The organism is Bacillus cereus group sp. MG4 (genome assembly GCF_040460055.1).
In the GTDB taxonomy this organism is placed as follows: Bacteria; Bacillota; Bacilli; order Bacillales; family Bacillaceae_G; genus Bacillus_A; species Bacillus_A wiedmannii.
In genome coordinates this window covers 3792270-3816247 of record NZ_JARVGZ010000001.1, presented here as the reverse complement: position 1 = coordinate 3816247, position 23978 = coordinate 3792270, and the positions used below count along the sequence as shown (strand labels likewise).

The window sequence follows — 23978 nt, the reverse complement described above, 5'->3', positions numbered from 1 at the left end:
TATTACGCACCTAACATATCTTGAATGTCTGACTTTAATACGTCAGCTTTCGGACCATATACTGCTTGTACACCTTTATCTTTTACGATAAGTCCTAAAGCACCATTTTGTTTCCATTGTGCTTCTGGTGCAACAACATTTAAATCTTTTACTGTTACACGTAAACGCGTCATACAAGCATCTACGTCAGCAATATTTTCTTTACCACCTAATAAATCAATAACTTTTGTTGCTAATGAACCATCTTGTACATTTCCTGTTCCTTCTGATGACTCATCTTCATTATCAATATAGTTACCTGCACGTCCTGGTGTTGGTAAATTGAATTTTTTAATTAAGAAATTGAATAATGTAAAGTTCAGACCGAAGAATACTAATGAAACGATAACGAAATTGATTAAATCTCTAGTTAATCCTGCATTAACCATCATCGGTGTACGAGTAATTAACTCAATAAATCCGAATGCATGAACACGTAAGTTAATTAAATCTGCTAATGCGAATGCAAGTCCTGTTGTAATTGCATATACAACATATAATACTGGAGCAATAAACATGAACATGAATTCAATTGGTTCTGTTACACCTGTTAAGAATACTGCTAATGCAGCTGATAAGAACATTGGTTTATATTTTGCACGTTTTTCTTTATCAACATTACGGAACATCGCGAAAGCAATACCCATTAACGCTGCTGTTGAACCAATAACTTGTCCAGCTTTGAAACGAGCTGGTACAACGTTATTTAATAAATCGTTATATGCTTTCGTATCTCCATTTGCTAGTAAATTATTTAAGTCTGTAATCCATGCAAGCCATAAAGGATCTTGTCCTGCTACAATTTGTCCAACTTTTGAGCCAGTTAACATCGTATATGTTCCGCCTAGCTCTGTGTAGTTCATCGGAATCGTTAACATATGATGTAAACCGAATGGTAATAGTAAACGCTCTAATGTTCCATATACAAATGGTGCAACAACTGGTGCACTATCTTTAGACGCTGCAATCCAGCGACCGAATTCATTTAATCCACTTTGGATGAACGGCCATAAAAGTGATAATACAATTGCAGTGACTGTAGACCAAACAATTACAACGAATGGTACGAATCGTTTTCCGTTAAAGAATGCTAATGCCTGTGGCAGTTTATTATAGTTATAATATTTGTTATATAGAGTAGCTCCTAAGAAACCTGTAATAATCCCTACGAAAACTCCCATGTTTAATGCTGGTGCACCAAGTACAGAAGTAAAGTAATCTTTTACAACTAAATCTCCTGCTAATACTGAAGAAACTTTCGCTTTTGAATCCGTTAACATTTCAGCGTTTACGCCAAATATAGCTCCTGTAATTCTGTTCGTTAAGACGAATGCTAGTAGCGCTGCAAATGCACCACCTGCACGATCCTTCGCCCAAGATCCCCCAATTGCTACTGCGAATAAGATGTGTAGATTTGTAATGATTGCCCAACCGATGTCTTCCATTACGCGAGCGATTGTATGAACTGCGTTAATATCCCCAGCAGACATCCCAATTAACTTACCGATAGAAATCATTAAACCAGCTGCTGGCATTACAGCTACAACAACTAATAATGCTTTCCCGAACTTTTGCCAAAAATCAAAAGACGTAATTTTCATCTGTTCTTCCTCCCCTTTATTTATAACAACATAATGATTTAAATTATAATTTCTGTTTCTATTATGAAAACGATTCCTTATGCTACTTTATTTTTATCTTTACGCAACCGTTTTCATAAATCTATTTTAATAAAAGCGTTTTCACTTTGCAATAGAAATTTATTTTTTTTCATAAAAAAAGATGCTCTAAGAGCATCCTTTTTTATTATAAAATGCGATAAACCCTTGTTTCATAAGGTTTTAACGTGATTGAAGTTACTTGTTCATTTTCTACAACTTCATAGTTATTTAAAAGCAAACGTTTGCGTTCTAGTACAAATAAACCCTCATTATACACAGCTACCTCTTTTGAGATATTACTAATTACAACAATTTTTTCATCGTTTAATGTACGAGTATATGCATAAATTTGTGGATCATCTTCTAAAAGTAAATCATACGTACCGTAATTCAGTACATCGTGCTCTTTTTTCAAGGCAATCATTTTCTTATAGAAATTGAAAATAGAGTTCTCTTCATTCTTTTGCTTTTCAACATTAATTTCTTTATAGTTTGGATTCATACCAAACCAAGATGCACCTGTTGTAAAGCCAGCATTCATCTCATCGTTCCACTGCATAGGTGTACGTGAATTATCGCGGCAAGAAGCCCATATAATTTCCATCATATCTTGATGTGATACGCCCTCTGCAATTTTCTCTCGATATAAATTTTTAATTGCTACATCATCATAATCTTCAATATTTGGGAATTGAACGTTCGTCATCCCAATTTCTTGTCCTTGATAAATAAACGGTGTACCGTGCATAAAGAAATACATTGCTCCAAGAGCTGTTGCACTTTCACGCCAATATTGTTTATCGTCTCCCCAAGTTGAAACGATACGTGGCTTATCGTGATTCTCAATATATAAAGCATTCCATCCTTTATTTTCTAACCCTTTTTGCCATTTCGTTAATACCTTTTTCAAACCTACAACATCAAGATCTTTCTTCTTTTCTGCATCCCATAAACTTAAATGTTCGAATTGGAATACCATATTGAACTTACCTTGCTCTTCTCCAACCCAAAGCTCAGCATCTTCAATCTTAACGCCATTCGCTTCACCAACAGTCATAATATCATACTTAGAAAACGTATTTTCTTTTAACTCTTCTAATAAAGGTTGAATACCATCCACATTCATATGTTTATCAAAAGATGGTACATACTTTAGTTCTTTTGGATTTGGCATATCTTTGAAACCATCTTCTTTTTTAATATGGCTGATTGCATCCACTCGGAAACCATCAATTCCTTTATCAAGCCACCAATTAACTGTATCGTATAACACTTCGCGAACTTCTTTATTCTCCCAGTTTAAATCTGGTTGTTTACGCGAGAATAAGTGTAAATAATATTGTCCTGTTACTTCATCATATTCCCATGCCGAACCATTAAAAATACTTTCCCAGTTGTTTGGTTCCGCACCATCTTTACCATCATGCCAAATATACCAATCACGCTTCGGATTGTCTTTAGATGAACGTGACTCAATAAACCATGGATGTTCATCACTCGTATGATTAATAACTAAATCAATAATAAGCTTCATATCACGCTTATGAACTTCATCTAGTAAAGCATCAAAGTCTTCCATCGTACCAAATTCATCCATAATATCTTGATAATCACTAATGTCATAGCCATTATCATCATTAGGTGACTTATACATTGGACAAATCCAAATTACATCTATACCTAAATCTTTTAAATAATCCAGTTTTGCAATAATACCTTGTAAATCTCCAATACCATCACCATTTGAATCCATAAAGCTACGCGGATAAATTTGATACGCAACCGCTTCTTTCCACCATGTCTTTTTCATAGTCATTCTCTCCTTTTGCATCCCATCAGAATTTTATGCAAACGTTTTCGTAACACTATCATAACAAAATATGAATAGTTTGCAACTGTTTTCATTGAACTCTATGTAGATTCCTTATTCTTATGCTTTATTTATTTCTCACAAAAGCAAATCTCATTCCTCACCTGCTCTTGTCCACGCACATTACATATGCTCGGTTAAAGATTTACGAGAAAGCTTTATCAATTAATTAGACCGATATCGACATTAAAAATTGGCAAACTAGTTATTACGGCCCTAACTTTCAAAGATTGCGTAAAGTGAAAACCATATATGACCCTTGCAATGTTTTTCGTTTTCAACAAAGTATCCCTCCTTTTCATACGTAAAAAAGGAAGAACAGAATGCTGTTCTTCCTTTTTACATTGAAAATCGTTCAATTGTTTGTTTCAAGTCTGCTGCTTGCTTTTCTAAATCCTTTAACAATTGATCGATTACTACCATATTTTTAGATTGTTGCAGCGTCACACGTGCTACTTCTTGTGAACCAGCTGATGTTTCCTCAGCAATTGCTGCTACAGCCTTCGTCTGTGCTCCTGTTTGATGAATATGACTCACTTGTTCGTTCATATAGCCACTAATTTGCTTCGTTGCATCAGCAACTTCCATAATACTTGATGACATTTCTTTTAAAATTAATTCAGTAGCTTCCCCACGTTTCGCCTCTTCTTTAGCTGTGTTCACTTGCTCTGTCATTTTCAATGCGACTTGTTGCACTTCTTCTTGCATATTCCGTAATAATTGCGATATATTTCTTGCAGAATGATCGCTTTCATCGGCAAGTTTACGTACTTCTTCAGCTACAACTGCAAAGCCCCTTCCATGCTCTCCAGCACGAGCTGCCTCAATAGAAGCATTCAGTGCTAATAAATTCGTTTGACTAGCAATCTCACTCACAACAGAAACAATATGTTCTACTTGTTTCATTCGTTCTTCTAACTTCTGTACATTTTGCATCGAATTTTCATTTTCTTTTGCCAATGTTTGAATACCTTGAATTAAAGAAGTGAAGACTCGTGTACTTTGCCCTAAAGCTTGAACCATTTCTAAAGACAACTCGTCAGACTGTTTTGCTTTTTCTTCTACTTCACTCGCAATAGAAGTTGTTGTATCAACAGCAGAAACAATCGCCTGAATGGAAGCTGCTGATTGCTCGGCGCCAGAAGAAATCTCTGCAAGGGTTTCAGACACACCTCGTGCTTGCTTTGTCGCTTCCCCCGTTTGCCTTCTAATTTGCTGAACTTGATTATTTGTATAAGAAAATGTAGTATCAATATTTTTTACCATACCTCTTAAGTTCCCTAGCATCATATTAAATGCAACACTTAAAGATTTAATCTCATCATCTGTTTTTGGTAACGGGACATCTTCACGAATATCGCCATCGGCCGCTTTCCTTGCAGCCTCCTCCAACTTCCGAAGTGGTTTAATTAAAAAGATTGCTGCTCCATACGCTAAAATTCCAGACCATACTACGCCTAATAACATAACGATAATATTATAAACAGTTTGACTTACATAACTTTGAAAATAATCGTATATCACGTAAATAAAAAATATACTTGTTGAATATGTAATAAAAGCTAAAACTGTAGTAAATAGCATAAGTTGTGTACGTAAGCCAAAGGAAAATGTCTTCCTTTCTTTTTCCATCTCTTCTTTCCCCCTTTTTATAAGCAACATAAGTACTACCTATATATTATTATCCATATTTTCGTTATAGAAAGATATAGGGATTTTTAAAATCATTATTTCTTTGAATATCAAATTACCCGAAAAAAATAAAGGATTCTGACAATTTATGACTAATAACAGAAATAAGGGGCAACATTTGTAAAATATATTTTGACTGGGGGGTTTGTATGATTCGGGTTCAAAATCTAGTAAAATCATTTGGCTCACTTGATGTTTTAAAAGGAATTGATTTAGAAGTAAAAGAAAAAGAAGTTGTTGTTTTAATTGGTGCCAGTGGTTCCGGTAAAAGTACATTACTTCGCTGTCTTAACTTTTTAGAAATGTACGATGAAGGTGAAATTCACTTACAAGGTGAACGAATTGATCCACAGCATTCAAATTTAAACAAAGTCCGTGAAAATGTCGGTATGGTTTTTCAACACTTTAACCTCTTTCCCCATATGACCTCACTAGAAAACATCATAGAAGCACCTATTCATGTAAAGAAATTAGAAACAGTAAATGCAAAGGATATCGGAAATCAGCTTTTGCAAAAAGTCGGCCTACAAGATAAAGCAGATGTAACTCCCCACCTCCTGTCAGGTGGTCAAAAGCAGCGCATTGCCATTGCACGAGCTCTTGCTATGAATCCTAAAATTATGCTATTTGATGAACCTACCTCAGCCTTAGACCCTGAACTTGTTGGAGAAGTATTGCAAGTTATGAAAGAACTTGCTGAAGAAGGAATGACCATGATTATTGTTACTCATGAAATGAATTTCGCAAGAGATGTAGCTGATCGCGTCATATTTATGGATGACGGAAAGATTGTAGAGGATGCTCCGCCAGCACAATTCTTTTCAGCTCCATCACATGAACGAGCAAAACAATTTTTACGCAACGTTTTATAATGTAACTTCTGTTTCAAATGAAAAGAAATACATTCATACGGTGCACAACTAATTGTCCAAATAAAATATCTCAGTAACATACTTAAAACCATCCGTATGATCAATATATAGGAGGGGTTTTATGAAAAGAAAACTATTAACCATTGTTGCGAGTATTACATTATGTACATCCTTCATACTAGGAGCCTGTAGTAAGGAAAGTGCTACTACTTCTTCAAATGGTGAAAAAGAATTTCGTTATGCGATGAGTGGCTTATATAAACCTTTTAACTATAAAGAAAATGACGGAAAGCTTGCCGGTTTTGATGTGGAAATTGGTGAGGCACTTGCAAAAAAAATGAATATGAAACCCACTCCTATTACAAATCCATGGGAAACGCTAATTCAAGGTCTACAATCGAAAAAATATGATGCTATATTGGGCAGTATGGCAATTACAGAAGAACGCTTAAAAGCTGTTAGTTTCTCAAATCCTTATTATCGTTCTGGTGCCCAAATTTTTGTGGCTAAAAAGAATACATCTATCTCTTCTCCAGAAGATTTGAAAGGTAAGAAAATTGGTGTTGTAAAGGCTAGTACCTTTAAAGACCTTGTTGCAAAACATACAGATCAAATCACAGAATATGACAGCGATATTACTGCACTTATGGACTTAGAGCCTGGACGTATTGATGCAGTAATCACTGATCAAATGGTCGGTTTACGTATGATCAAAGAAGGTAAATCAAATATAAAAGAGGCTGGAAAACCATTAAATCTTGATGAAATGGGAATTGCTATTCGTAAAGATGATAAAGAAATGGTTGAGAAAGTAAATAAAGCTTTAGATGAAATCATTAAAGATGGTACGTATGAAAAAATCAGTAAAAAATGGTTTGGGCGTAATATTCTCGGCGAAGAGGAAAAAACGAAGTAAATTAGCTAGTCAAATGTTTCATACATTATGCCCCACTTTTTATGTGGGGTATTTCATTCCCTACCAAAATCCATACAATATGAGGTGACACATATGTTTGAAATTTTTATGTCTACTTATCCCACACTCTTAAAGGCTACTATTGTCACATTACAATTAACACTAACATCCCTATTACTTGGTTCACTAATTGGATTACTATTCGCTTTTTTTCGAATCTCTAACAATAAGATTTTAAATAGTATTGCTCATGTATATATCGCCATTATTCGTGGTACACCTTTAATTGTTCAAATTGCCATTCTCTATTTCGGTATTACATCGATTATTGTCTTCACTCCTTTTTGGGCAGGAGCAATTGCTTTAGCAATCCATAACGGTGCATATATTACTGAAATTTTCCGCGGTTCCATTCAATCTGTCGACCGTGGACAATTGGAAGCTGCTCGTTCTTTAGGTATGCCTTATTCTTTAGCAATGCGCCGTATTGTATTACCGCAAGCATTTCGTCAATCTCTTCCTCCTTTAGGAAATCAGTTTATTATTGGATTAAAGGACTCCTCTCTCGTTGCATATGTAGGATTGTCCGAATTATGGGGATTAGGTTTATCAATTGCTGCAAGTAACTTCCAACAATTAGATACATACATAATCGTTGGTTTATATTACCTCGTACTTGTTCTTCTATTTACTTATTTTGTTAATCTTTTAGAAAAACGATTACAAAGAAAAGAAACAAATTCAGTTCAATTTAGCAAAAAGAATAAAAAAGAAGTCTCTTTATAAAAAAAAAGCAAGCCTGAAATGGCTTGCTTTTTCACTGCAAAATATATCAATTTTTACTGATTTACTTTTTTAATACTCTCTTCTTCCTCTATATGTTCCTCACGATATGAAATATTATGAGGATCTAGTCCATTTCCTAAAGAACCATAGAAATGCTCTCTATGCGGATCCACTAATTCACTTCCTTGATAATACACACGTGGTGTATTCCATAGCGCTGCCAAAGCTTTTGTCATTGGCATCTCATGATAGCGTTCCGGCCACATTTCTTTAATTTTCTCTTTTACTAACGGATAGTATTTAGAGCTCATAGCAGGGAACAAATGGTGTTCTGTATGATATGAGAAATTGAAATGTAAAACGTCTACCCAGCGCGGCACTGTTACTGATAAGCAGTTCGCTAACGGATCATTTACTGGAACAATTGGATTTAAGCGATGATTTGTTGCGATATATGCCATTACAATAAAGTTAGCAATTAACAATGGAATTACATATGCAAATAACCATTTTCCAGGTCCCATAATAAACAATAAACTAATCCAAACAGTCCAAGGCAAAAGAAGTTGAAGCCATACAGATTTTTGATTGGATGACTTAAAATCCTTTATAAAGTGAAAGAACATTCGAGTCGAATGTAACGTAAATTGAATGGTTAGTGACAGAAAACTAAAAAATGAACGAACATGAAGAGGCATGTGATATACCCAGCTTAAAAACTTACTCTTTTTCAGTTTCTCAAGTGTAGGCCATGCATCTGGGTCATTCTCTTCATGTTGTGTATGAACATGATGCGTTGCATTATGCCACTTTCTCCAAAGCTTCGGGCCAGTTGATAATGGCATAAATGCTATCGCGCCTAAAAAATCACGAAGCCATGCTTTTCTTACAACAGTTCCATGTAAAATTTCATGTCCTAAAAATCCAAGTGAAGCAAAACATAATCCAAGAACAATCGCAATTCCTAGATTCGCCCACATATTCAATTCAAATACACCAATCGATATTAACCCCGCCAATGCCACAAGCAAATAAGCCAGTCCACCAAATAAACGTGTAGGAACTGGTTTAAATGCTTTTTTCGGCAAATGTGGTGATACACGTGCTGCATACCACCCAAACGTATGAAGCTCCTTCATCCTTTTGCCCCTTTCTTATGCCGCGTCTTGCGCAACTTACATATATCAATTCTTGCTTCCAGATTGATTTTACTAGCTGATTAAAAAGCATCTATGTATAAGGAAAATATACTCACTCTATCGTCACTTATCTTTTCGCTTTTATTATCAATGAAAAACATTTCTCTTTTTACTCTCTATCAACCTTTCCACATGATGAATCATATCAATAGAATTTCCATATTGTCAACAACTTTTATGACCTAGTAATAAAAGTTGGTTATATTTTTATAATCATACTTTATTCCACTAAAGAAAAAACATAGATTTTATAAGGTTTTACCCATTATGCATATACATATGCTGACATACTATAGACTCTACCTTATTCAAGAAATCTCTGTGTAAACAACAAATAAACTCACCTGAATCTAGCTTTACACAACTCCTATCTCTTCATACCGACAATACCAAATAATTATTTCGAAATAATTTTATCTTTCTTTTAATAAAAATAGACTCTCTCTAAAACAGCACACATGAATTTCATATCTTATGGAAATATTAAAAGGAAAATTGTTCTAAAATCGGGAGGTTTCTATAATGACAAGCGATACATTTCCACAATTCCCATTATCTTATTGGATTGAATCTACTCAAATCCCTGCTTTTCCCCCTTTATCCGAAAATATAAAGACGAAAGTTGCTGTTATCGGTGCTGGTATTACAGGTATTACTACTGCCTATTTACTTGCGAAAGAAGGCATCGATGTTGTTTTAATTGATTCTGGTCTTATTTTAAACGGAACGACTGGGCATACAACAGCAAAGGTAACAGCGCAACATGATCTTATTTATGACGAATTAATAAATCATTTCGGTTTGGAAAAAGCCGGGCTTTACTATGAATCAAATAATCATGCTCTACAATTTATTAATGAAACTGTGCAAACATATAAAATCGACTGTAATTTCTCAAATGAAGATTCATTTTTATATACAACTACTGATAATGGATTAAGAAATTTATCGAAAGAATATGAAGCCTATCAAAAATTAAATATACCTTGTGACTATGTTCAATCTCTATCGATTCCAATTCCAGTACAATCTGCACTTGTCATGAAAAATCAAGCCCAATTCCATCCCCTTCTTTATTTGAAAACACTTTTAGAAAAGTTTGTAGAGATGGGCGGAAAAGTTTATGAACAAACAACAGCTATTGATGTGGAAAAGGGTGATTATCCACAAGTCATTACAAAGAGCGGACATCGCATCACTTGTGAATATGTTGTCTCTTGTTCACATTTTCCTTTTTATGATGCGAATAGCTTTTTCTTTACGCGAATGTACGCAGAACGCTCTTATGCTCTTGCCATTAAAGCAAAAACAGATTATCCAGGTGGCATGTATTTAAGTATTGATGATCCAAAACGCTCCTTACGCTATACAACAAACAATGGAGAACAATTAATTTTAATTGGCGGAGAAAGTCATAAAACAGGACAAGGAATAAACACGATGCTTCATTACGAAGCACTGTATTCTTTTGCGGAAGCAACGTTTGGAGTAGATGAAATTCCCTATAGATGGTCAGCACAAGATTTAATCACGCTAGATAAGCTTCCTTATATCGGACATATTAACGAAAGAAATCCAAATATATTTGTTGCAACTGGATATCGTAAATGGGGAATGACAACTGGAACTGCTGCCGCTCATTTACTGAAGGACTCCATTCTAAAAGTCCACAATCCCTATAAGGAACTGTATGCACCATCACGCTTCCATGCAAATCCAGATATAAAAACATTCCTCTCCCAGAACATTGATGTTGCGAAACATTTAATTGAAGGAAAGATTGAAACCGCATTACGTAAGCCAGAAGATCTCGAAGTTGGTGAAGGATCTGTCGTACATGTTAATGGGAAACGAGCAGGTGCTTATAAGGACAAAGATGGGAAATTACATATTGTCGATACAACTTGTACACATCTCGGCTGCGAAGTTGAATGGAATAATGGTGATTGTACTTGGGACTGCCCTTGCCATGGTTCCCGTTTTTCAATTGAGGGAGATGTTATGGAAGGTCCAGCAGATCAACCGTTAAAACGAGTTGATAATAAGTAAACAAATAAAGAAGTTCAACAGGATTCCTGTTGAACTTCTTTATTTGTTATAAAACCTTTTCAGATAAACTTCGACATAAGAAGGGAAATATTAACATCAAATAAAATAATATATTTATCTATAAATAAAAGGAGAGAATACTATGCAAACTTCAGCTCCACCTCATCTAGAATCTACAAAAACTATCTTTTCAAGCTCTATTACAAAACTTGTTGTTTTTATTTGTTGGCTAGCCATTCTAGCTGATGGATATGATTTAGGTATTTACGGTGCCGTTCTGCCAAAGCTCCTAGAAGACAAAAGCTGGGCACTTTCACCGGCACACGCTGGTACAATTGCTAGCTATGCTTTATTTGGGATGTTTATTGGCGCTATTCTAGTTGGAACCATTACAGATTTAATTGGACGAAAATGGACGCTTATATGCTGTTTAGCACTTTTCTCCATCACAATGGGCCTTGCTGCACTTGCTCCTTCCCCTGAATTATTTGGTTTATCTCGATTTATCGGAGGAATCGGATTAGGCGGTGTTATTCCAACAGCTTCAGCACTTACTGTTGAATATTCACCAAAAAAGCGACAATCTTTTATTTATGCTCTTATGTTTACTGGCTATCCTTTAGGTATCGTGTTAGGTGCTATTTTGTCTATGTTTATGTTAGAAGATTTCGGATGGAGAATTATGTTTGGCATCGGAATGATTCCACTACTCCTCATTCCTTTCATAATTCGTTATTTACCTGAATCCATTCAATTTTTGTTATCACGTAATCGACAAGAAGAAGTGGAACAAATCCTTAATCGTTTTCAAATTGAATTCAATGCAAAAGAGGAAACTCGTCAAGCCCCACCTAATATACGAAAGAAAAATGGATTTCTTACGTTATTCTCAAAAGAGTACATAAAAGCGACGCTGCTTTTTTGGATTACTTATATAATGGGAATGTTTTTAATATACGGTTTAAACACTTGGTTACCGCAGATGATGCGCCAAGCAGGTTACCCTCTTGGATCTAGTCTATCATTTTTACTTATGCTAAATATTACTGCCGCTATCGGTGCATTATTTGCTGGAGCAATCGCGGATCGTATAGGGGCTAAAATTGTTATTAGCATCTCCTATCTTATGGCAGCTATATGTATTGGACTATTAACAATTAAACCATCTGTTACAATCATTTATCTTTTAATCGGCCTTGCTGGAATTGGATCAGTCGGTATTACTCAAATATTAAATGCATATGTAACACAATACTTCCCATCCCATATCCGAGCTACCTCCTTAGGCTGGGGACTTGGACTTGGCCGAGTTGGTGCGATTGCTGGTCCTATTCTTGTCGGTATTATTATGACAATGCAATATGACTTAGCATGGAATTTTTACTTATTCTCATTCGCGGGTCTTCTTGCAGCTATATCTGTTTTCTTTATTCCTACAAAATAAAAAAAGAGCACAAACTCTCACTTGTGCTCTTTTTCGTATACTTCAAACAACATATCTCGAAACAATGTATTTAAACTCTCAATATCGATTCCTGATCCCTTTTCAATTCCTTTTACATATTGCTGATAGTAATGAATTTGTTCTTCTAAAAATTGATTCAACACCTCAATTTTTAATCCAACATCTAATTCAGTACCTGCCTTTTTCTTTATTAACAACTGTTCAATTTCATTTAATACGCTACGTTCTAACGATAATTCTGTAATCAATCGATCGAATTCTACAGGTGGTAAAGTTGTTTTCTCCTCTAGCCACTTACAAGCTAAAATAGGACGCAATACATAAAAGTATTTTTTCAATTTTACGTTCTCACCTTGCAAAAATTCACGATAATTTTTTGAAGCCATATGTAAGTAATGATATATCGTTGCTTTTGGATCAAAGTGCTTATCACTCATTTGCTGAAGCTGTTCTGGAAAATGAGTGTTTTTCGAATAGAAAATCGGTGATCGAATCCATTCGAGTAAAGCTGGGTTTGACTTTGCGAATAACTGTAATGCCTTTTTAATATCCCATCCGCTTATATCTAAATCATCACTAATCGGATACTCAATTACATCTCGTTTATCATGAATTGATAAATACCACTCTACCGGATGCATATAGACGAATCTAACATCATAATCACTATCTTTCGATGGAAATCCCCAAGCTCGACTCCCTGATTCCACTGCAAATAAAATTTTCACATCATTCTCTTGTTCAATTCTTGCTAACTCCACTCTAATTTTCTCTCTCATTTCATACCCTCTCCATTTTTTGATTATTTCCTTGGAAATTCGACAAATATACTGCTAATTTTACTACATACTAAAATAGCTGTCAGAAAATTCCCGACAGCCTACCAAAATCCTTTATTTTTTACTTGTTCTTTTCTGTTACACTAACCGCAATTCGTTCAAACTCTTTTTGAATCTCCTCTTTATATGCATCTACTTTTGAAAAATCCATAGCAGCAATATATATTCGTTCTAATTTATCACGAACTGATTTCGCTTTCGCTAAGAAAGACATCGCCTCATTCATTTTTGCTTTATATTGAATCGACACGTCACGAATTTCTGTCGCATACTTCTCATCTGTCCCTGGTGTCACAATCAAGGCATACATATCTATAATTTCATCGCCTTCGCGGCTCGGAAAATATTCATGTGGTGCGGTACTATCAAAAATTGCAAACCCTAATTCTCTTACGATAACCATATCAAGACTATTTGGATCAAATCCACAATGATATACTTCAACTTCAAATCCTTTTTCTTCTGCTGCCTTAGCTAATTGTAACTACTCAGCCACCTTTTGGTGTCTTTTTTTATTTTACTTGTTTCATATGCCTCCCATTTGTAAATACTGAGTATATCAAACAGGGAGGTGAATAGGATGATCCATCGAAAAATCATTTTAGATGCATATAAAAAAGGACCTGAAGCTGTTATTTCTTTATTTGAAGAAACATTTTCTAAGTTAGAAAAACGTATACAAGAACTAGAAAATGCTTCAAAAAAAAACTCCAAAAATAGTCATAATCCACCTTCTACAGATGGTTTGGGTAAGCCCGTTACAAAAAGTTTGCGCAAACCGTCTCATCGTCAAACCGGTGGCCAGTTGGGCCACAAAGGACATACGCTTTATTTGACAACGACTCCGGACCATACGATTACCTATTCTCCTACACATTGTACTTGTTGTAACACTTCCTTACACCAAGAACCTGTAAAAGGATACCGCATTCGCCAAGTGTATGATTTACCACCTATCCAGATAGAAGTGACAGAACATAAAGTGTCACAAAAAGAATGCCCACATTGCCATTCTATCCAAGAATCACAATTTCCTTCTACTGTCTCTCGTCCTGTTCAATATGGTCCAAATATAAAAAGACTGATTCCCTATTTAACGCATTATCAGTGTCTTTCTTTGAAACGAACGAAAGAATTCTTTCAAGATTATTTTGGGCATTCGATTAGTGAAGGAACGTTAGTCAATCATACAAACAGTTTTTCGGCTCAATTGCAGCCCTTTCTTCAAGAAGTAAAAGACAAGATCCTTCAGTCTTCTGTTGTCCATTTTGATGAAACCGGTATGCGAGTAAAAAATAAAACACAATGGTTACATACCGCTAGTACACCGGAGGTGACCTTGCAACATATTCATCAAAAACGCGGAAAAGAAGCAATGGATGCAGGCGGAATTTTACCGTCTTTTTCTGGAATTGCGATGCATGATGGTTGGAAATCGTATGATGCGTATACAGATTGTCGACATGTATTATGCAATGCCCATCTCTTACGAGATTTGCAAGGAATTATAGATAGTACGGGGCAAAAATGGGCTCAACAGATGCAGAAATTTCTCACGCAAGCTTTAACGCTGAAAAAACAATACAAAGGAAGTCTGCCAAAAGCAAAGCAACAGAATCTGTTTACTGTCTATCAAGCCATATTGAAAGAACAACCAGTCTTTTCTGCAAAATTAAAAAAGAAAGGAAAGCAGACGCCTGCTCAAAATTTATGGAATCGCTTCGTCAAATATGCTGATAGAATTCTAGCATTCTTGGAACATCCAGACATTCCATTTGACAATAATCAAGCGGAACGGGATATTCGAATGACGAAAGTCAAACAGAAAGTGTCTGGGACTTTTCGAAGTAAGAAAGGCGCAGAATCCTTTTGTCAGATACGAAGCTTTATAACTACCATGAAAAAACAAAAACAATCTGTCTTACGAGCAATAGGCCAGGTTATAGAAACCGGAACGGTTCCTTTGAATCGCACAACTTCATAAGAGAAATTCTCTATTTGATCTAGATTCTTTCTCTTATTGGAGTATTTTCTTTTCATGTTTTCGAATCGGAAACATGTATTTGGCCTGTTTTTTTATTTGAAGAAGCTGAGTAGTTACAGCTAATTTTTTAAGCATTGTTGATTTCCCAGATCCTGGGCGTCCTTTTATAAAATAACGATGTGGTAATCCCTCTGTTAAATTAGGAACAAAATCAACTGCTCCTTTCGGTGTAGCTGCCCCTAAAAACCGATGTTTCACAAGCGATTGTTTCCCGCCTTTATCTGTAAATAACTTCTGAATCAGCTGATCGGTTAGTTCATTTGCTTTATTAAAATCAATATTATTAATATATATTTTCTCCCACTCATCATGTATAACTAGTGCCTCGTTAAAACATGCGTAAGCAGTTTGAAAAGCCTTGCTTGCTTCTGAAACAAATCGTTCAATTTCCACCTTCTGCTTTCTTAATTTATTTGAGTCCCAAGCAACCCCTAAATTAATATACTCTTCGACAACTCCTGGCATTTTCGGCTCAATAACATGCGGTGATGTTCCATCAACAATTCCTACTTTTAACTTCGGGATAATTACACCATCAACCGATTTATTATCAGAAGAACAGTGTAAAAATTCAATATCATATCCTTTTTCAACCCACTCGCGACCTATTGCTTTGATTAAAGAAGATTTCCCGGTCCCAGGACCACCCTTTAAAATAAATAACCTGTTTAGCCCTTTTAAATTCTCGTCGTATAAATTATGAAATCCTCTAGCTGTATTTCCACCAGCGTAATAATTCAATACATTCCCTGTCACTGCACTCACTCCTTCGCAGCATTCTATTTACATAAGCTACAATATGCGAGCAACTTTATTTGGGTGAATACCTATTTTGTATTGCACGAAAAAAGGAAATGAATTACAATTTAAAAGTAGTGAATATTCAGAAACGAAAACTTAATATGTCTTTATCAAGAGAGGCAGAGGGACCGGCCCTTTGACGCCCAGCAACCTCAGTTTATACAAACTGAATAGGTGCTAATTCCTGCAAAATGCATTGCATTTTGAAAGATAAAACGTAACTATTGTGTACAAAACTCATCTTTCTTGATTATGAAAGGTGAGTTTTTTTATTTCAAAACATATATTGGAGGTATTTAAAATGAAAGTAATTGACCTATCACAAACATTTGAAAACAATATGTCCCAATTCCCTGGAACACCAAAAATCAATTTAGGAGCCATTACAAGCGTTGAAGAGACAGGCTATCAAGTTACAGATTTTCATTCTGTTGTTCATGTTGGCACGCATTGTGATGCTCCTGCTCATTTCATTTCAGGCGCAACGACTATTGATCAATTACCCCTAGATCAATTTGTAGGCGAAGCTGTTCTTATTGATGTAACTCATGTACAAGAACGAAAACTACCTAAAGAAGTATTACACAACGCTGACATAAAAGAAGGTGATATTGTCATTTTCCATTCCAATCTATCTACGAAATGGAATACAGAAGCATATGAGAAAGAAGCTTTTTATCTTTCTGAAGAATTAGCTGAAGAACTAGTTCAATTAAAAGTAAAATCTGTCGGTTTAGATTTCATCTCTCCTGATGAGGTAACGACAGAAACATCGCCAATTCATCACATACTACTTGGGAATAATATCTATTTAATCGAAAACTTAACAAACTTAAATGCCATTTACACGAAACGTTTCTTTTTCTCAGCGGCACCTTTAAAAATTAAAGATAGCGACGGTGCTTTCGCAAGGGCATTCGCTGTAATTTTTTAAACAAACTATACAAAAAAGCAAAGATCATCACTGACCTTTGCTTCTATTTTTTTTATTTAAACTAAGAAAGAATTGCTCGACACGAGGACGTAACCAAGATAAATAATCTTTCTCTTTCTTCTTTGTACAAGCTATTTCTTCCCCATCTACCATTCCGACAAGCTCTAGCTCTAACAGTTGCCTCGTAAATGCTAACATATTTATTTCTTCGTCTGGATACTCTTCTTTTAATTTCTCCTCAATTTCCCCCAATAAAAAACCGTCACGCATCATTGCCAATGCATCAATCCAAAGTGGCGGCATTTCATATTTTTCTCCTGTAATTGTATCTTTTACAATATAATTCTTTTGCTCTTTTCGAAATTGAATCGTGTGTAAACATACAGTCGAATTTAATGTTAATTCCATCATACCACCTCTTTCATAATATCTGCATAGAAAAAAGGATGCGCGTGCACCCCTTCTTTCTCTAACACTACCGAACCGTTACATGAATAACAAATCTCATGTCGATATTTTCCTCCATTATAAACGAAGTATTTTATAAAAAAAACCCTTCTTGAAACATTTTATAAAATGTTTATATTTACACAACAAGAACACTTTTCTGAAAAATATTTTTCTCTAGCACATTATGCTGTCGGTAAAAAAATTTCCACTTTCGTTCCTATTCCCATGCTACTTTGAATCGCGATACTTCCTTGATGTTCCTCAATGATTTTATATGTAATCATTAACCCCAGTCCCGTACCATTCTCCTTTGTTTTGTAAAAAGCTTTATCGATTTTCTCTAACAAATCCGTTAATTTTTTTAAATACTTTAAAAGCTTCTCTTTCCTCATATATCAAGCTTTTAAATTTGTTCATATAAATACTCCTCATACTCAATACAAAAGCCCTACATATTATCTCCTTAAATTATAAGTATGAAATTGCTTTCAGGGTAAGATGTAACCTTATCATACGAAAAGGAAGGAGATTTCCCCTTCCTTTTCGTCACAACTTATATCCATCTTACCCGATCATGTAGCAATCCATCCGTAAAGTCATTTCCGCCCACTACAAAATCCTTCATATATAAATTCAAATATTCCCCGTACTTACTCTCTGTATTTAATAATAATTCCTCTACATAATAGGCACCTTGTTTAAAGTTATCGAACAGTAAACTACACAAGCCAGCATAAATTCCGCATCCTACTTGGAAGTAAGTTGCATTTGTTTTATATTTACGAAAAACTTGACTGCTATTCATCACGTTATACATATATGTCTCGCTATTTTCATAAACGAGTAATACACCAACTAGATCCTCGCCAGCAATTTCTTCTTCCGCTGGATTAAATACTTTACGATTCCAGTTCCATAAATCTTCTACCTTATCTAAATTCTGCCTAATTACATTTGTTGTATACTCGTTAATTCGGTAAAGAAACCCAACTTCCATGTTGAAATTTTTTCCTAAAATTAAAACTTCCTCATGTGGCATTAAACAACCATAAAACTCTTTCTCTCCTAACTTTACTCTATACTCTGAAGCATATACATCTTCATAAAAATAAAGGGGACGATGATGACTCATATACATCGGATAACTCCATATCGCTTCATCTAGAAATCGCTCTACTGCCCATGAAGCATAAAGTGTATGAGGCTTTATCAGTGCTGTATCATTCAAAAATGACGTATCATGTTCTACTATATAGCATGCTCTTGGCTTTTCCTGTGGACGTTCCTTCATAAGTTCAACGACCATCCATTGAACAACACCTGGATTCATACCTGAGCCTATAATTGCTTTTGTATTTGTAAATTTCTCTTTCTCCTTCTCAAACCTCGTATATCTTTCCGTAAGCTGAAAGCCGATTAAACTATCGTCTTGATCTACTGCCTCATTTTCCAAAGCTGAATTAATATAAAAAATTCCAAGTTCATTACAACAACTTAAGACTCTAATCGTATCTGCCCCCGAAACATCAATAACAACACCCGTACTTTTTTCTTTCAAATGTTGCTTGAATTTCACTACATCTTGAAGGTCGATTTCATATAAAAACAATTGATCTTTCAAATTTGGAAACAACTCATCATAATAAGTCCTATCTTTTTGTTTTATATCAACCAAATGAAATGTAACATTCTTTATCGCTTCATAAATCGGGTCTTTTTCATTTACTATCGCTTGATTTAAAATTGCTAAAACTGCTTTTGCTGCTCCACCAGCACTACCAAGTAATGTAATCGATAACGAATTTGGAAACTGCTCCACAAACAAAACCCCTTTAATATATTAGTTGAGCAGTTCTCCCACAAAAAAATAAATTGAATATATAAAAAATGGCTCGTACATATTTTTTATAATTTTGCACAAGATTTCCTCTTCAAAGGTCACACTAACACATTTATATTCAATTCATTTTCCCTCTCATATTCAAATCGAGCTAAACAAATAGGCTCGACCTTTTCTTCTGCATATAAAAGAAAAAGCCAGCCCTTTCAACTAGATTACGGACAATGGACAGATTTCACATGTTGAATATTCACATACATTTTTGCATCACGTGCTTTTAATATTTCAATATGCCCTTCATCAATCTTTGCCATCTTTCCGATTTTATTAGATTCCTCACCTAAATCGAACACCATGATTTTGCCGGACATTTTAATAAGCTGTTCTTCAAATGTTCTAGCTAACGTAATATTTAATGGATTCACGGGGAGTTCATTTTTATTGAGGGCGTACGGGACTTGATTTTCTTTATACGGAATTAACCATTTCAAATGCTTTAAAGATATATATACTGTTTTGTAAACTGGACTATAAAAAACAATATAATCGTTCATTACACTTGTAACATAACCATGTATTGGAGCATTTCCTGCTACATAAACCTCTGTAAAAATCCCTTTAGAAGTGCTTAATACTTTTCTCAAAGAAATAGAAGGCGATTCCCTCTTAATTACAGAATCAACATCTGGTTTTGATATTTCCTCATCATATGGTCTTAAAAATTTATAATATTGTACATGGTATAAAGATATATATACGTAGTCTTGTCCATTGTAAAGAACAACAATATCATTTCCTACGTCTATTAATACACCTTTAAATCTTTTTTCACCGATTAGTTTAACGTATATATTTTCTCCAATACTTTTGTTTAACTCATTCATCTATATCCTCCTTCCTATAAATTTTTTGCTTTCCTATTCTCCATTCCAAAAAATAATCAGGGGCAATGTTCCGTCTTAAGAGTAAGGACTTCCTTTTCATACTATCCGAAATAAGAAATCGTTCTTCACCTTCAACCATAATGCCCCTCTTATTTATCAAACATTATTCTTCTTCATTCTTTTTACATTTCACTACTTGGCTCACACTCTTAATATGAGACTTAATTACATAAATAACTTCATCGCCGTTTACTAGTGTAATACAGTCATGGTGTACCTCACTTAACAAACCTTCTACACATTCTGGACCGCCACGATTAATCTTTACCCACTTATACTTCAAGTCTTTTAATATATCCAAAAAAGTATCCTCATCAGAGCAGAAACATGAGCTATAGCAATCGCCACATTTACTTTCTTTCACTTTCTTAACTAGACTCTTCACATGCTTTAGTTGGTAATATACTAATTCACCAAGAGGAAGTTGTAATGTAAGGTAATCTCTTCCTAACGATACAAGTACCCCTACTCGACTCTCTGGTCCACGAAGATTTACTTTTACAGTCTCACCGACTAAACACTTAATTTGCTCACAGCATAATACGCTCTCCAATTTCGTATCCCCCTTTCTTATTATCTTCCTCTACTTGATTGTCTTTGTGCACGAGCGCGACCTGAATTATTACTACTACTTTCCTTACTACTATCGTCGCTCTCATCGCTCTCTCCGCATGCTAATGCATTATAGTTAACGCTTTTAATATGCTTTAGTGCAACTAATATAATTTCTTCTTTTACGATCAATGTCACGAAATCACACGAAACATCTTGTAAGATGCCTTCTACTTTCTCTGGACCACCGCGATTAATTTTCACCCAGCAATATTTGAAGCTTTGAAGTAGTGCTTCAAAGTCTTCTGCACATGCGCAATCTTCCCAATCGCAATCACTTGCTCCACAGTCTTTCGCATTTTTTGTAATACTTTTTAGATGACTAAGTTGATAGTAATAAAGCTCACCTTTTTCATTCTGCAATACGAAGTAGTCCGGACATACTGATATTATTGTTCCTTTTTGAGATTCTGGACCACCCCTGTTTACTCTCACATAAGATCCAATTAAGTCTTTCAAAAAATCACAATGAAATAAACTCACGAGAAAACCCCTTCCATTAATTTATAAGCTTTTGCACTGATAGTATATGTATCTGTACAGGTTACGTTCTCTATGTTTGTCCTAGCTAGAAAAAAATATGCTTTTAACATGGTAGACTACTACCTATCAAAATTCGAAGAAATGCTAAACGCTCCTTAGGCTTTTGATATCTTTAAACAAAAAATCCCGTATGAAGATACATTTCTGCATATCTTCATACGGGATCTCCCATAGCTTAATCTTCGTCTTTAACATCCATATCTTCTGGAATTGGTTCGTTCAATATATCTTCCACTAATTGCTTATATTTCTCCATTTGTTCTAAATGTGTATTGAATTGTTCTTTATTTAATAAATATTGCTCTCCATCAAATAGTGCACGAATTTTCTTTTGCTGAATTAGCTCTTCAATATACGACTTTGGTAAATTCAAATACTCCGCAGCTTCTTCTACTGTTATATACAACGCGTTCATTCCTTTATTATTTTTTTCATATATACTGTATCTTACTTTATTTTTGTAAACAAATAAAAAAGATTTTGTAAATGCAATTTAAAAAGAAGGTGGATGCATTCCATATATTGTATAATAATATAGTAAGGATTTTTTAAATATAGAATGGTATTACCCATTTACACAAAGGAGAGTTAACATATGGCTACTCGTCACATCATTACAATGTTAGAAAAAACATTACAATTTGAAACAGAAAACACAATTTCTCATTTAACTACATCTTTATCTGATCGTATTCTTTCTCAAAGCGCAGCAATACATGAAAACAATTGTTACCATACAATTGGGGAATGGTACAAAAATCATTTTTTATTCCAACAAGATGATTTCCTTTGGGCTAAATACGCTTTCTATGACGCATATTGTGAAGCTATAAAGGAACAAGGACATCTTACAAAACGCGTCCGTCAAATATTAGAATCATTAGCTCGAATGCATGGAAAACAGTACATTGCTTCTATATTAAATATGCCATTTCCTAACGAACGAGCTAAAGGGACAGCATAATGTAATACTGTTCTGCGGCAGCAAAACATAGATTCATTGTTTTCTAGGAAGATTTACAAATAAAACGTTCATATCACATGAACTGATGAAACCGGTGTCATTACAATGATTGAAAATATAGTAAACAGGAAAACCCCCATTTACCTCTCTCGTCACTCGAAAAGAGAAGTAAATGGGGGTTACTTGTTTCTTTATCCTGCTATATTAGTGCGTAGCCATAATCAGCGGAGAATGGCCCCACTGATTACAGTTTCACTTTATTATTTCATCATCTGCTTGATCAATTCACGATTTCTCTTCTTAAATACTTCATTATGCGAAGAAACCATTCCGTACTCACTTGCATCAGGTTGAATAAATTGTTTCGCTTTATTTACAGCATTTCCAGCATCTTGGAATGCTCCCGCAATTAAGTGTAATTTCCCTTCGTGCTTTAAAATATCTCCCGCAGCATATAATCCATCTACAGAGGACTCACTATTCGCATTACCTGCAATATAATAATTATCTATAATTGCAACGTCTAACTCACTATTTTCTAATAACGTAATGTCACGTTCATATCCATGGTTAATAATCACTTCATCAATAGGTAAATGTGAAATTTCACTTGTTTCATGATTCGTTAATTCTACATATTCGATCGCTTCATGATTATCACCAGCAATGAGTTTTGTAATCGATGTATTAAAGAAACACTCCGCCGAGCTGTTCAGCAGTTGTTTTACTTGTGCTTCATGACCAGATAATTCTTCTTTTCTATATGTTACATACACTTTTTTCGCAATTGGTTCTAATTCATTTGCCCAATCAACAGCAGAATTTCCTCCGCCGGAAATAATGACCGTCTTACCTTTGAAACGCTTTAAAGATTTCACTGTATAATTTAAATTAGATACTTCAAATCGCTCAGCACCTTCAATTGATAACTTTTGAGGTTTCAATATACCACTTCCAGTTGCGACGATAACTGTTTTTGAAAAATGTTCTTCTCCAGTGCTTGCTTTTAACGTAAAAGTGCCATCTTCGTTACGAATAATCGATTCTACTTTTGTACTTAATACCACTTCTGGCTTAAATGTTAGCCCTTGCTGTACAAGTTGTTCAATTAATTTATCACCTGTAACTGGCAGCAGCCCTCCTACATCCCAAATCATCTTCTCTGGATAAACATGTATTTTTCCACCTAACTGTGGTTGAAATTCTATTATTTTCGTTTTCATCTCTCTGAGTCCACTATAAAAAGCTGAATAAAGCCCTGCAGGTCCTCCGCCTATCACAGTTACATCAAACAATTCTTCTTGATTCATTCGTGTCACTCCTCAGCTACTAGTCATTGATTATCATTCTCAATAAAATATAACCTGTTTCCGCAAAATTTACAATCAAAATTACTATTGACAATACATCTATATAAAATTATATTATTTAAAGAATCAATAGTGATAATCATTATCA

19 protein-coding genes, 6 pseudogenes and 1 riboswitch are annotated in these 23978 nt (G+C 34.8%); of the genes and pseudogenes, 9 read left to right on the top strand and 16 right to left on the bottom strand.

Annotation, left to right across the window (positions count from 1 at the left end; all coding sequences use genetic code 11):
- Positions 1–2 precede the first annotated feature (2 nt).
- On the bottom strand, positions 3–1640 hold the full coding sequence (locus tag QCI41_RS20070; protein WP_215562558.1) for a PTS transporter subunit IIBC: 1638 nt from the start codon (positions 1638–1640) through the stop codon (positions 3–5).
- 205 nt (positions 1641–1845) lie between these two features.
- Complete coding sequence (locus tag QCI41_RS20065) at positions 1846–3510, bottom strand: glycoside hydrolase family 13 protein (protein ID WP_353836849.1); 1665 nt, start codon at positions 3508–3510, stop codon at positions 1846–1848.
- A 236-nt stretch (positions 3511–3746) separates the two neighbouring features.
- Between QCI41_RS20065 and QCI41_RS20060 the strand changes: the two are divergent.
- Positions 3747–3878: pseudogene (locus QCI41_RS20060) on the top strand (BBE domain-containing protein); the annotation flags it as partial.
- Positions 3879–3909: 31 nt separating this feature from the next.
- On the opposite strand, the pseudogene QCI41_RS30720 reads toward QCI41_RS20060, so the two are convergent.
- Positions 3910–4482: pseudogene (locus QCI41_RS30720) on the bottom strand (methyl-accepting chemotaxis protein); the annotation flags it as partial.
- A gap of 369 nt (positions 4483–4851) precedes the next feature.
- A pseudogene (locus tag QCI41_RS30715) lies at positions 4852–5037 on the bottom strand (HAMP domain-containing protein); the annotation flags it as partial.
- A gap of 374 nt (positions 5038–5411) precedes the next feature.
- Between QCI41_RS30715 and QCI41_RS20050 the strand changes: the two are divergent.
- From QCI41_RS20050 to QCI41_RS20040, 3 genes are all read left to right on the top strand, one after another.
- On the top strand, positions 5412–6134 hold the full coding sequence (locus QCI41_RS20050) for an amino acid ABC transporter ATP-binding protein (RefSeq protein ID WP_353836850.1): 723 nt from the start codon (positions 5412–5414) through the stop codon (positions 6132–6134).
- Positions 6135–6255: 121 nt separating this feature from the next.
- The gene (locus QCI41_RS20045) at positions 6256–7050 is read left to right on the top strand and encodes an ABC transporter substrate-binding protein (protein ID WP_002016697.1); all 795 of its coding nucleotides are present in this window, start codon (positions 6256–6258) and stop codon (positions 7048–7050) included.
- Between the two features lie 93 nt (positions 7051–7143).
- Positions 7144–7836 (top strand): amino acid ABC transporter permease, encoded by a 693-nt coding sequence (locus QCI41_RS20040; protein ID WP_353836851.1) that lies wholly within the window; start codon positions 7144–7146, stop codon positions 7834–7836.
- 53 nt (positions 7837–7889) lie between these two features.
- Here the strand turns inward: QCI41_RS20040 and desB are convergent, their stop codons facing one another.
- The gene (gene desB, locus QCI41_RS20035; RefSeq protein WP_046958867.1) at positions 7890–8975 is read right to left on the bottom strand and encodes a Delta(10) desaturase DesB; all 1086 of its coding nucleotides are present in this window, start codon (positions 8973–8975) and stop codon (positions 7890–7892) included.
- A gap of 582 nt (positions 8976–9557) precedes the next feature.
- Here desB and QCI41_RS20030 point away from each other — a divergent pair.
- Together QCI41_RS20030 and QCI41_RS20025 are read left to right on the top strand one after the other, a co-directional pair.
- Positions 9558–11084: an FAD-dependent oxidoreductase gene (locus QCI41_RS20030; protein WP_353836852.1), complete on the top strand. Its 1527-nt coding sequence runs from the start codon at positions 9558–9560 to the stop codon at positions 11082–11084.
- Between the two features lie 142 nt (positions 11085–11226).
- Entirely contained in the window at positions 11227–12528 is a 1302-nt protein-coding gene (locus QCI41_RS20025) for an MFS transporter (RefSeq protein ID WP_353836853.1), read from the top strand.
- Positions 12529–12545: 17 nt separating this feature from the next.
- Here QCI41_RS20025 and QCI41_RS20020 read toward each other — a convergent pair whose 3' ends face one another.
- The gene (locus QCI41_RS20020) at positions 12546–13328 is read right to left on the bottom strand and encodes a nucleotidyltransferase domain-containing protein (RefSeq protein WP_353836854.1); all 783 of its coding nucleotides are present in this window, start codon (positions 13326–13328) and stop codon (positions 12546–12548) included.
- Between the two features lie 121 nt (positions 13329–13449).
- Positions 13450–13869: pseudogene (locus QCI41_RS20015) on the bottom strand (hypothetical protein); the annotation flags it as partial.
- A 99-nt stretch (positions 13870–13968) separates the two neighbouring features.
- On the opposite strand from QCI41_RS20015, the gene tnpC reads away from it, so the two are divergent.
- On the top strand, positions 13969–15372 hold the full coding sequence (tnpC, locus tag QCI41_RS20010; protein WP_353836579.1) for an IS66 family transposase: 1404 nt from the start codon (positions 13969–13971) through the stop codon (positions 15370–15372).
- A gap of 117 nt (positions 15373–15489) precedes the next feature.
- Here tnpC and QCI41_RS20005 read toward each other — a convergent pair.
- Positions 15490–16188: pseudogene (locus tag QCI41_RS20005) on the bottom strand (PRK06851 family protein); the annotation flags it as partial.
- Positions 16189–16337: 149 nt separating this feature from the next.
- Positions 16338–16450, top strand: a riboswitch (SAM riboswitch).
- Between the two features lie 84 nt (positions 16451–16534).
- On the opposite strand from QCI41_RS20005, the gene QCI41_RS20000 reads away from it, so the two are divergent.
- Entirely contained in the window at positions 16535–17167 is a 633-nt protein-coding gene (locus QCI41_RS20000; protein ID WP_353836855.1) for a cyclase family protein, read from the top strand.
- Positions 17168–17194: 27 nt separating this feature from the next.
- Here the strand turns inward: QCI41_RS20000 and QCI41_RS19995 are convergent, their stop codons facing one another.
- From QCI41_RS19995 to QCI41_RS19965, 7 genes and pseudogenes are all read right to left on the bottom strand, one after another.
- Positions 17195–17575: a hypothetical protein gene (locus QCI41_RS19995; protein ID WP_353836856.1), complete on the bottom strand. Its 381-nt coding sequence runs from the start codon at positions 17573–17575 to the stop codon at positions 17195–17197.
- Positions 17576–17799: 224 nt separating this feature from the next.
- Positions 17800–17961: pseudogene (locus QCI41_RS19990) on the bottom strand (ATP-binding protein); the annotation flags it as partial.
- Positions 17962–18170: 209 nt separating this feature from the next.
- Complete coding sequence (locus QCI41_RS19985) at positions 18171–19436, bottom strand: S-adenosylmethionine decarboxylase related protein (RefSeq protein WP_353836857.1); 1266 nt, start codon at positions 19434–19436, stop codon at positions 18171–18173.
- A 236-nt stretch (positions 19437–19672) separates the two neighbouring features.
- Positions 19673–20341: an LSm family protein gene (locus QCI41_RS19980; protein ID WP_001004279.1), complete on the bottom strand. Its 669-nt coding sequence runs from the start codon at positions 20339–20341 to the stop codon at positions 19673–19675.
- 163 nt (positions 20342–20504) lie between these two features.
- Positions 20505–20954: a hypothetical protein gene (locus QCI41_RS19975; protein WP_060486893.1), complete on the bottom strand. Its 450-nt coding sequence runs from the start codon at positions 20952–20954 to the stop codon at positions 20505–20507.
- A 20-nt stretch (positions 20955–20974) separates the two neighbouring features.
- Positions 20975–21496, bottom strand: a complete 522-nt coding sequence (locus QCI41_RS19970; RefSeq protein WP_353836858.1) for a spore coat protein — start codon at positions 21494–21496, stop codon at positions 20975–20977.
- 235 nt (positions 21497–21731) lie between these two features.
- Entirely contained in the window at positions 21732–21971 is a 240-nt protein-coding gene (locus QCI41_RS19965) for a helix-turn-helix domain-containing protein (RefSeq protein ID WP_002006755.1), read from the bottom strand.
- Between the two features lie 180 nt (positions 21972–22151).
- Between QCI41_RS19965 and QCI41_RS19960 the strand changes: the two genes are divergently transcribed.
- Positions 22152–22520, top strand: coding sequence for a hypothetical protein (locus tag QCI41_RS19960; RefSeq protein WP_046953739.1), 369 nt, complete (start codon positions 22152–22154; stop codon positions 22518–22520).
- A 260-nt stretch (positions 22521–22780) separates the two neighbouring features.
- Here QCI41_RS19960 and QCI41_RS19955 read toward each other — a convergent pair whose 3' ends face one another.
- Complete coding sequence (locus tag QCI41_RS19955; RefSeq protein ID WP_046958876.1) at positions 22781–23830, bottom strand: NAD(P)/FAD-dependent oxidoreductase; 1050 nt, start codon at positions 23828–23830, stop codon at positions 22781–22783.
- Positions 23831–23978 lie beyond the last annotated feature (148 nt).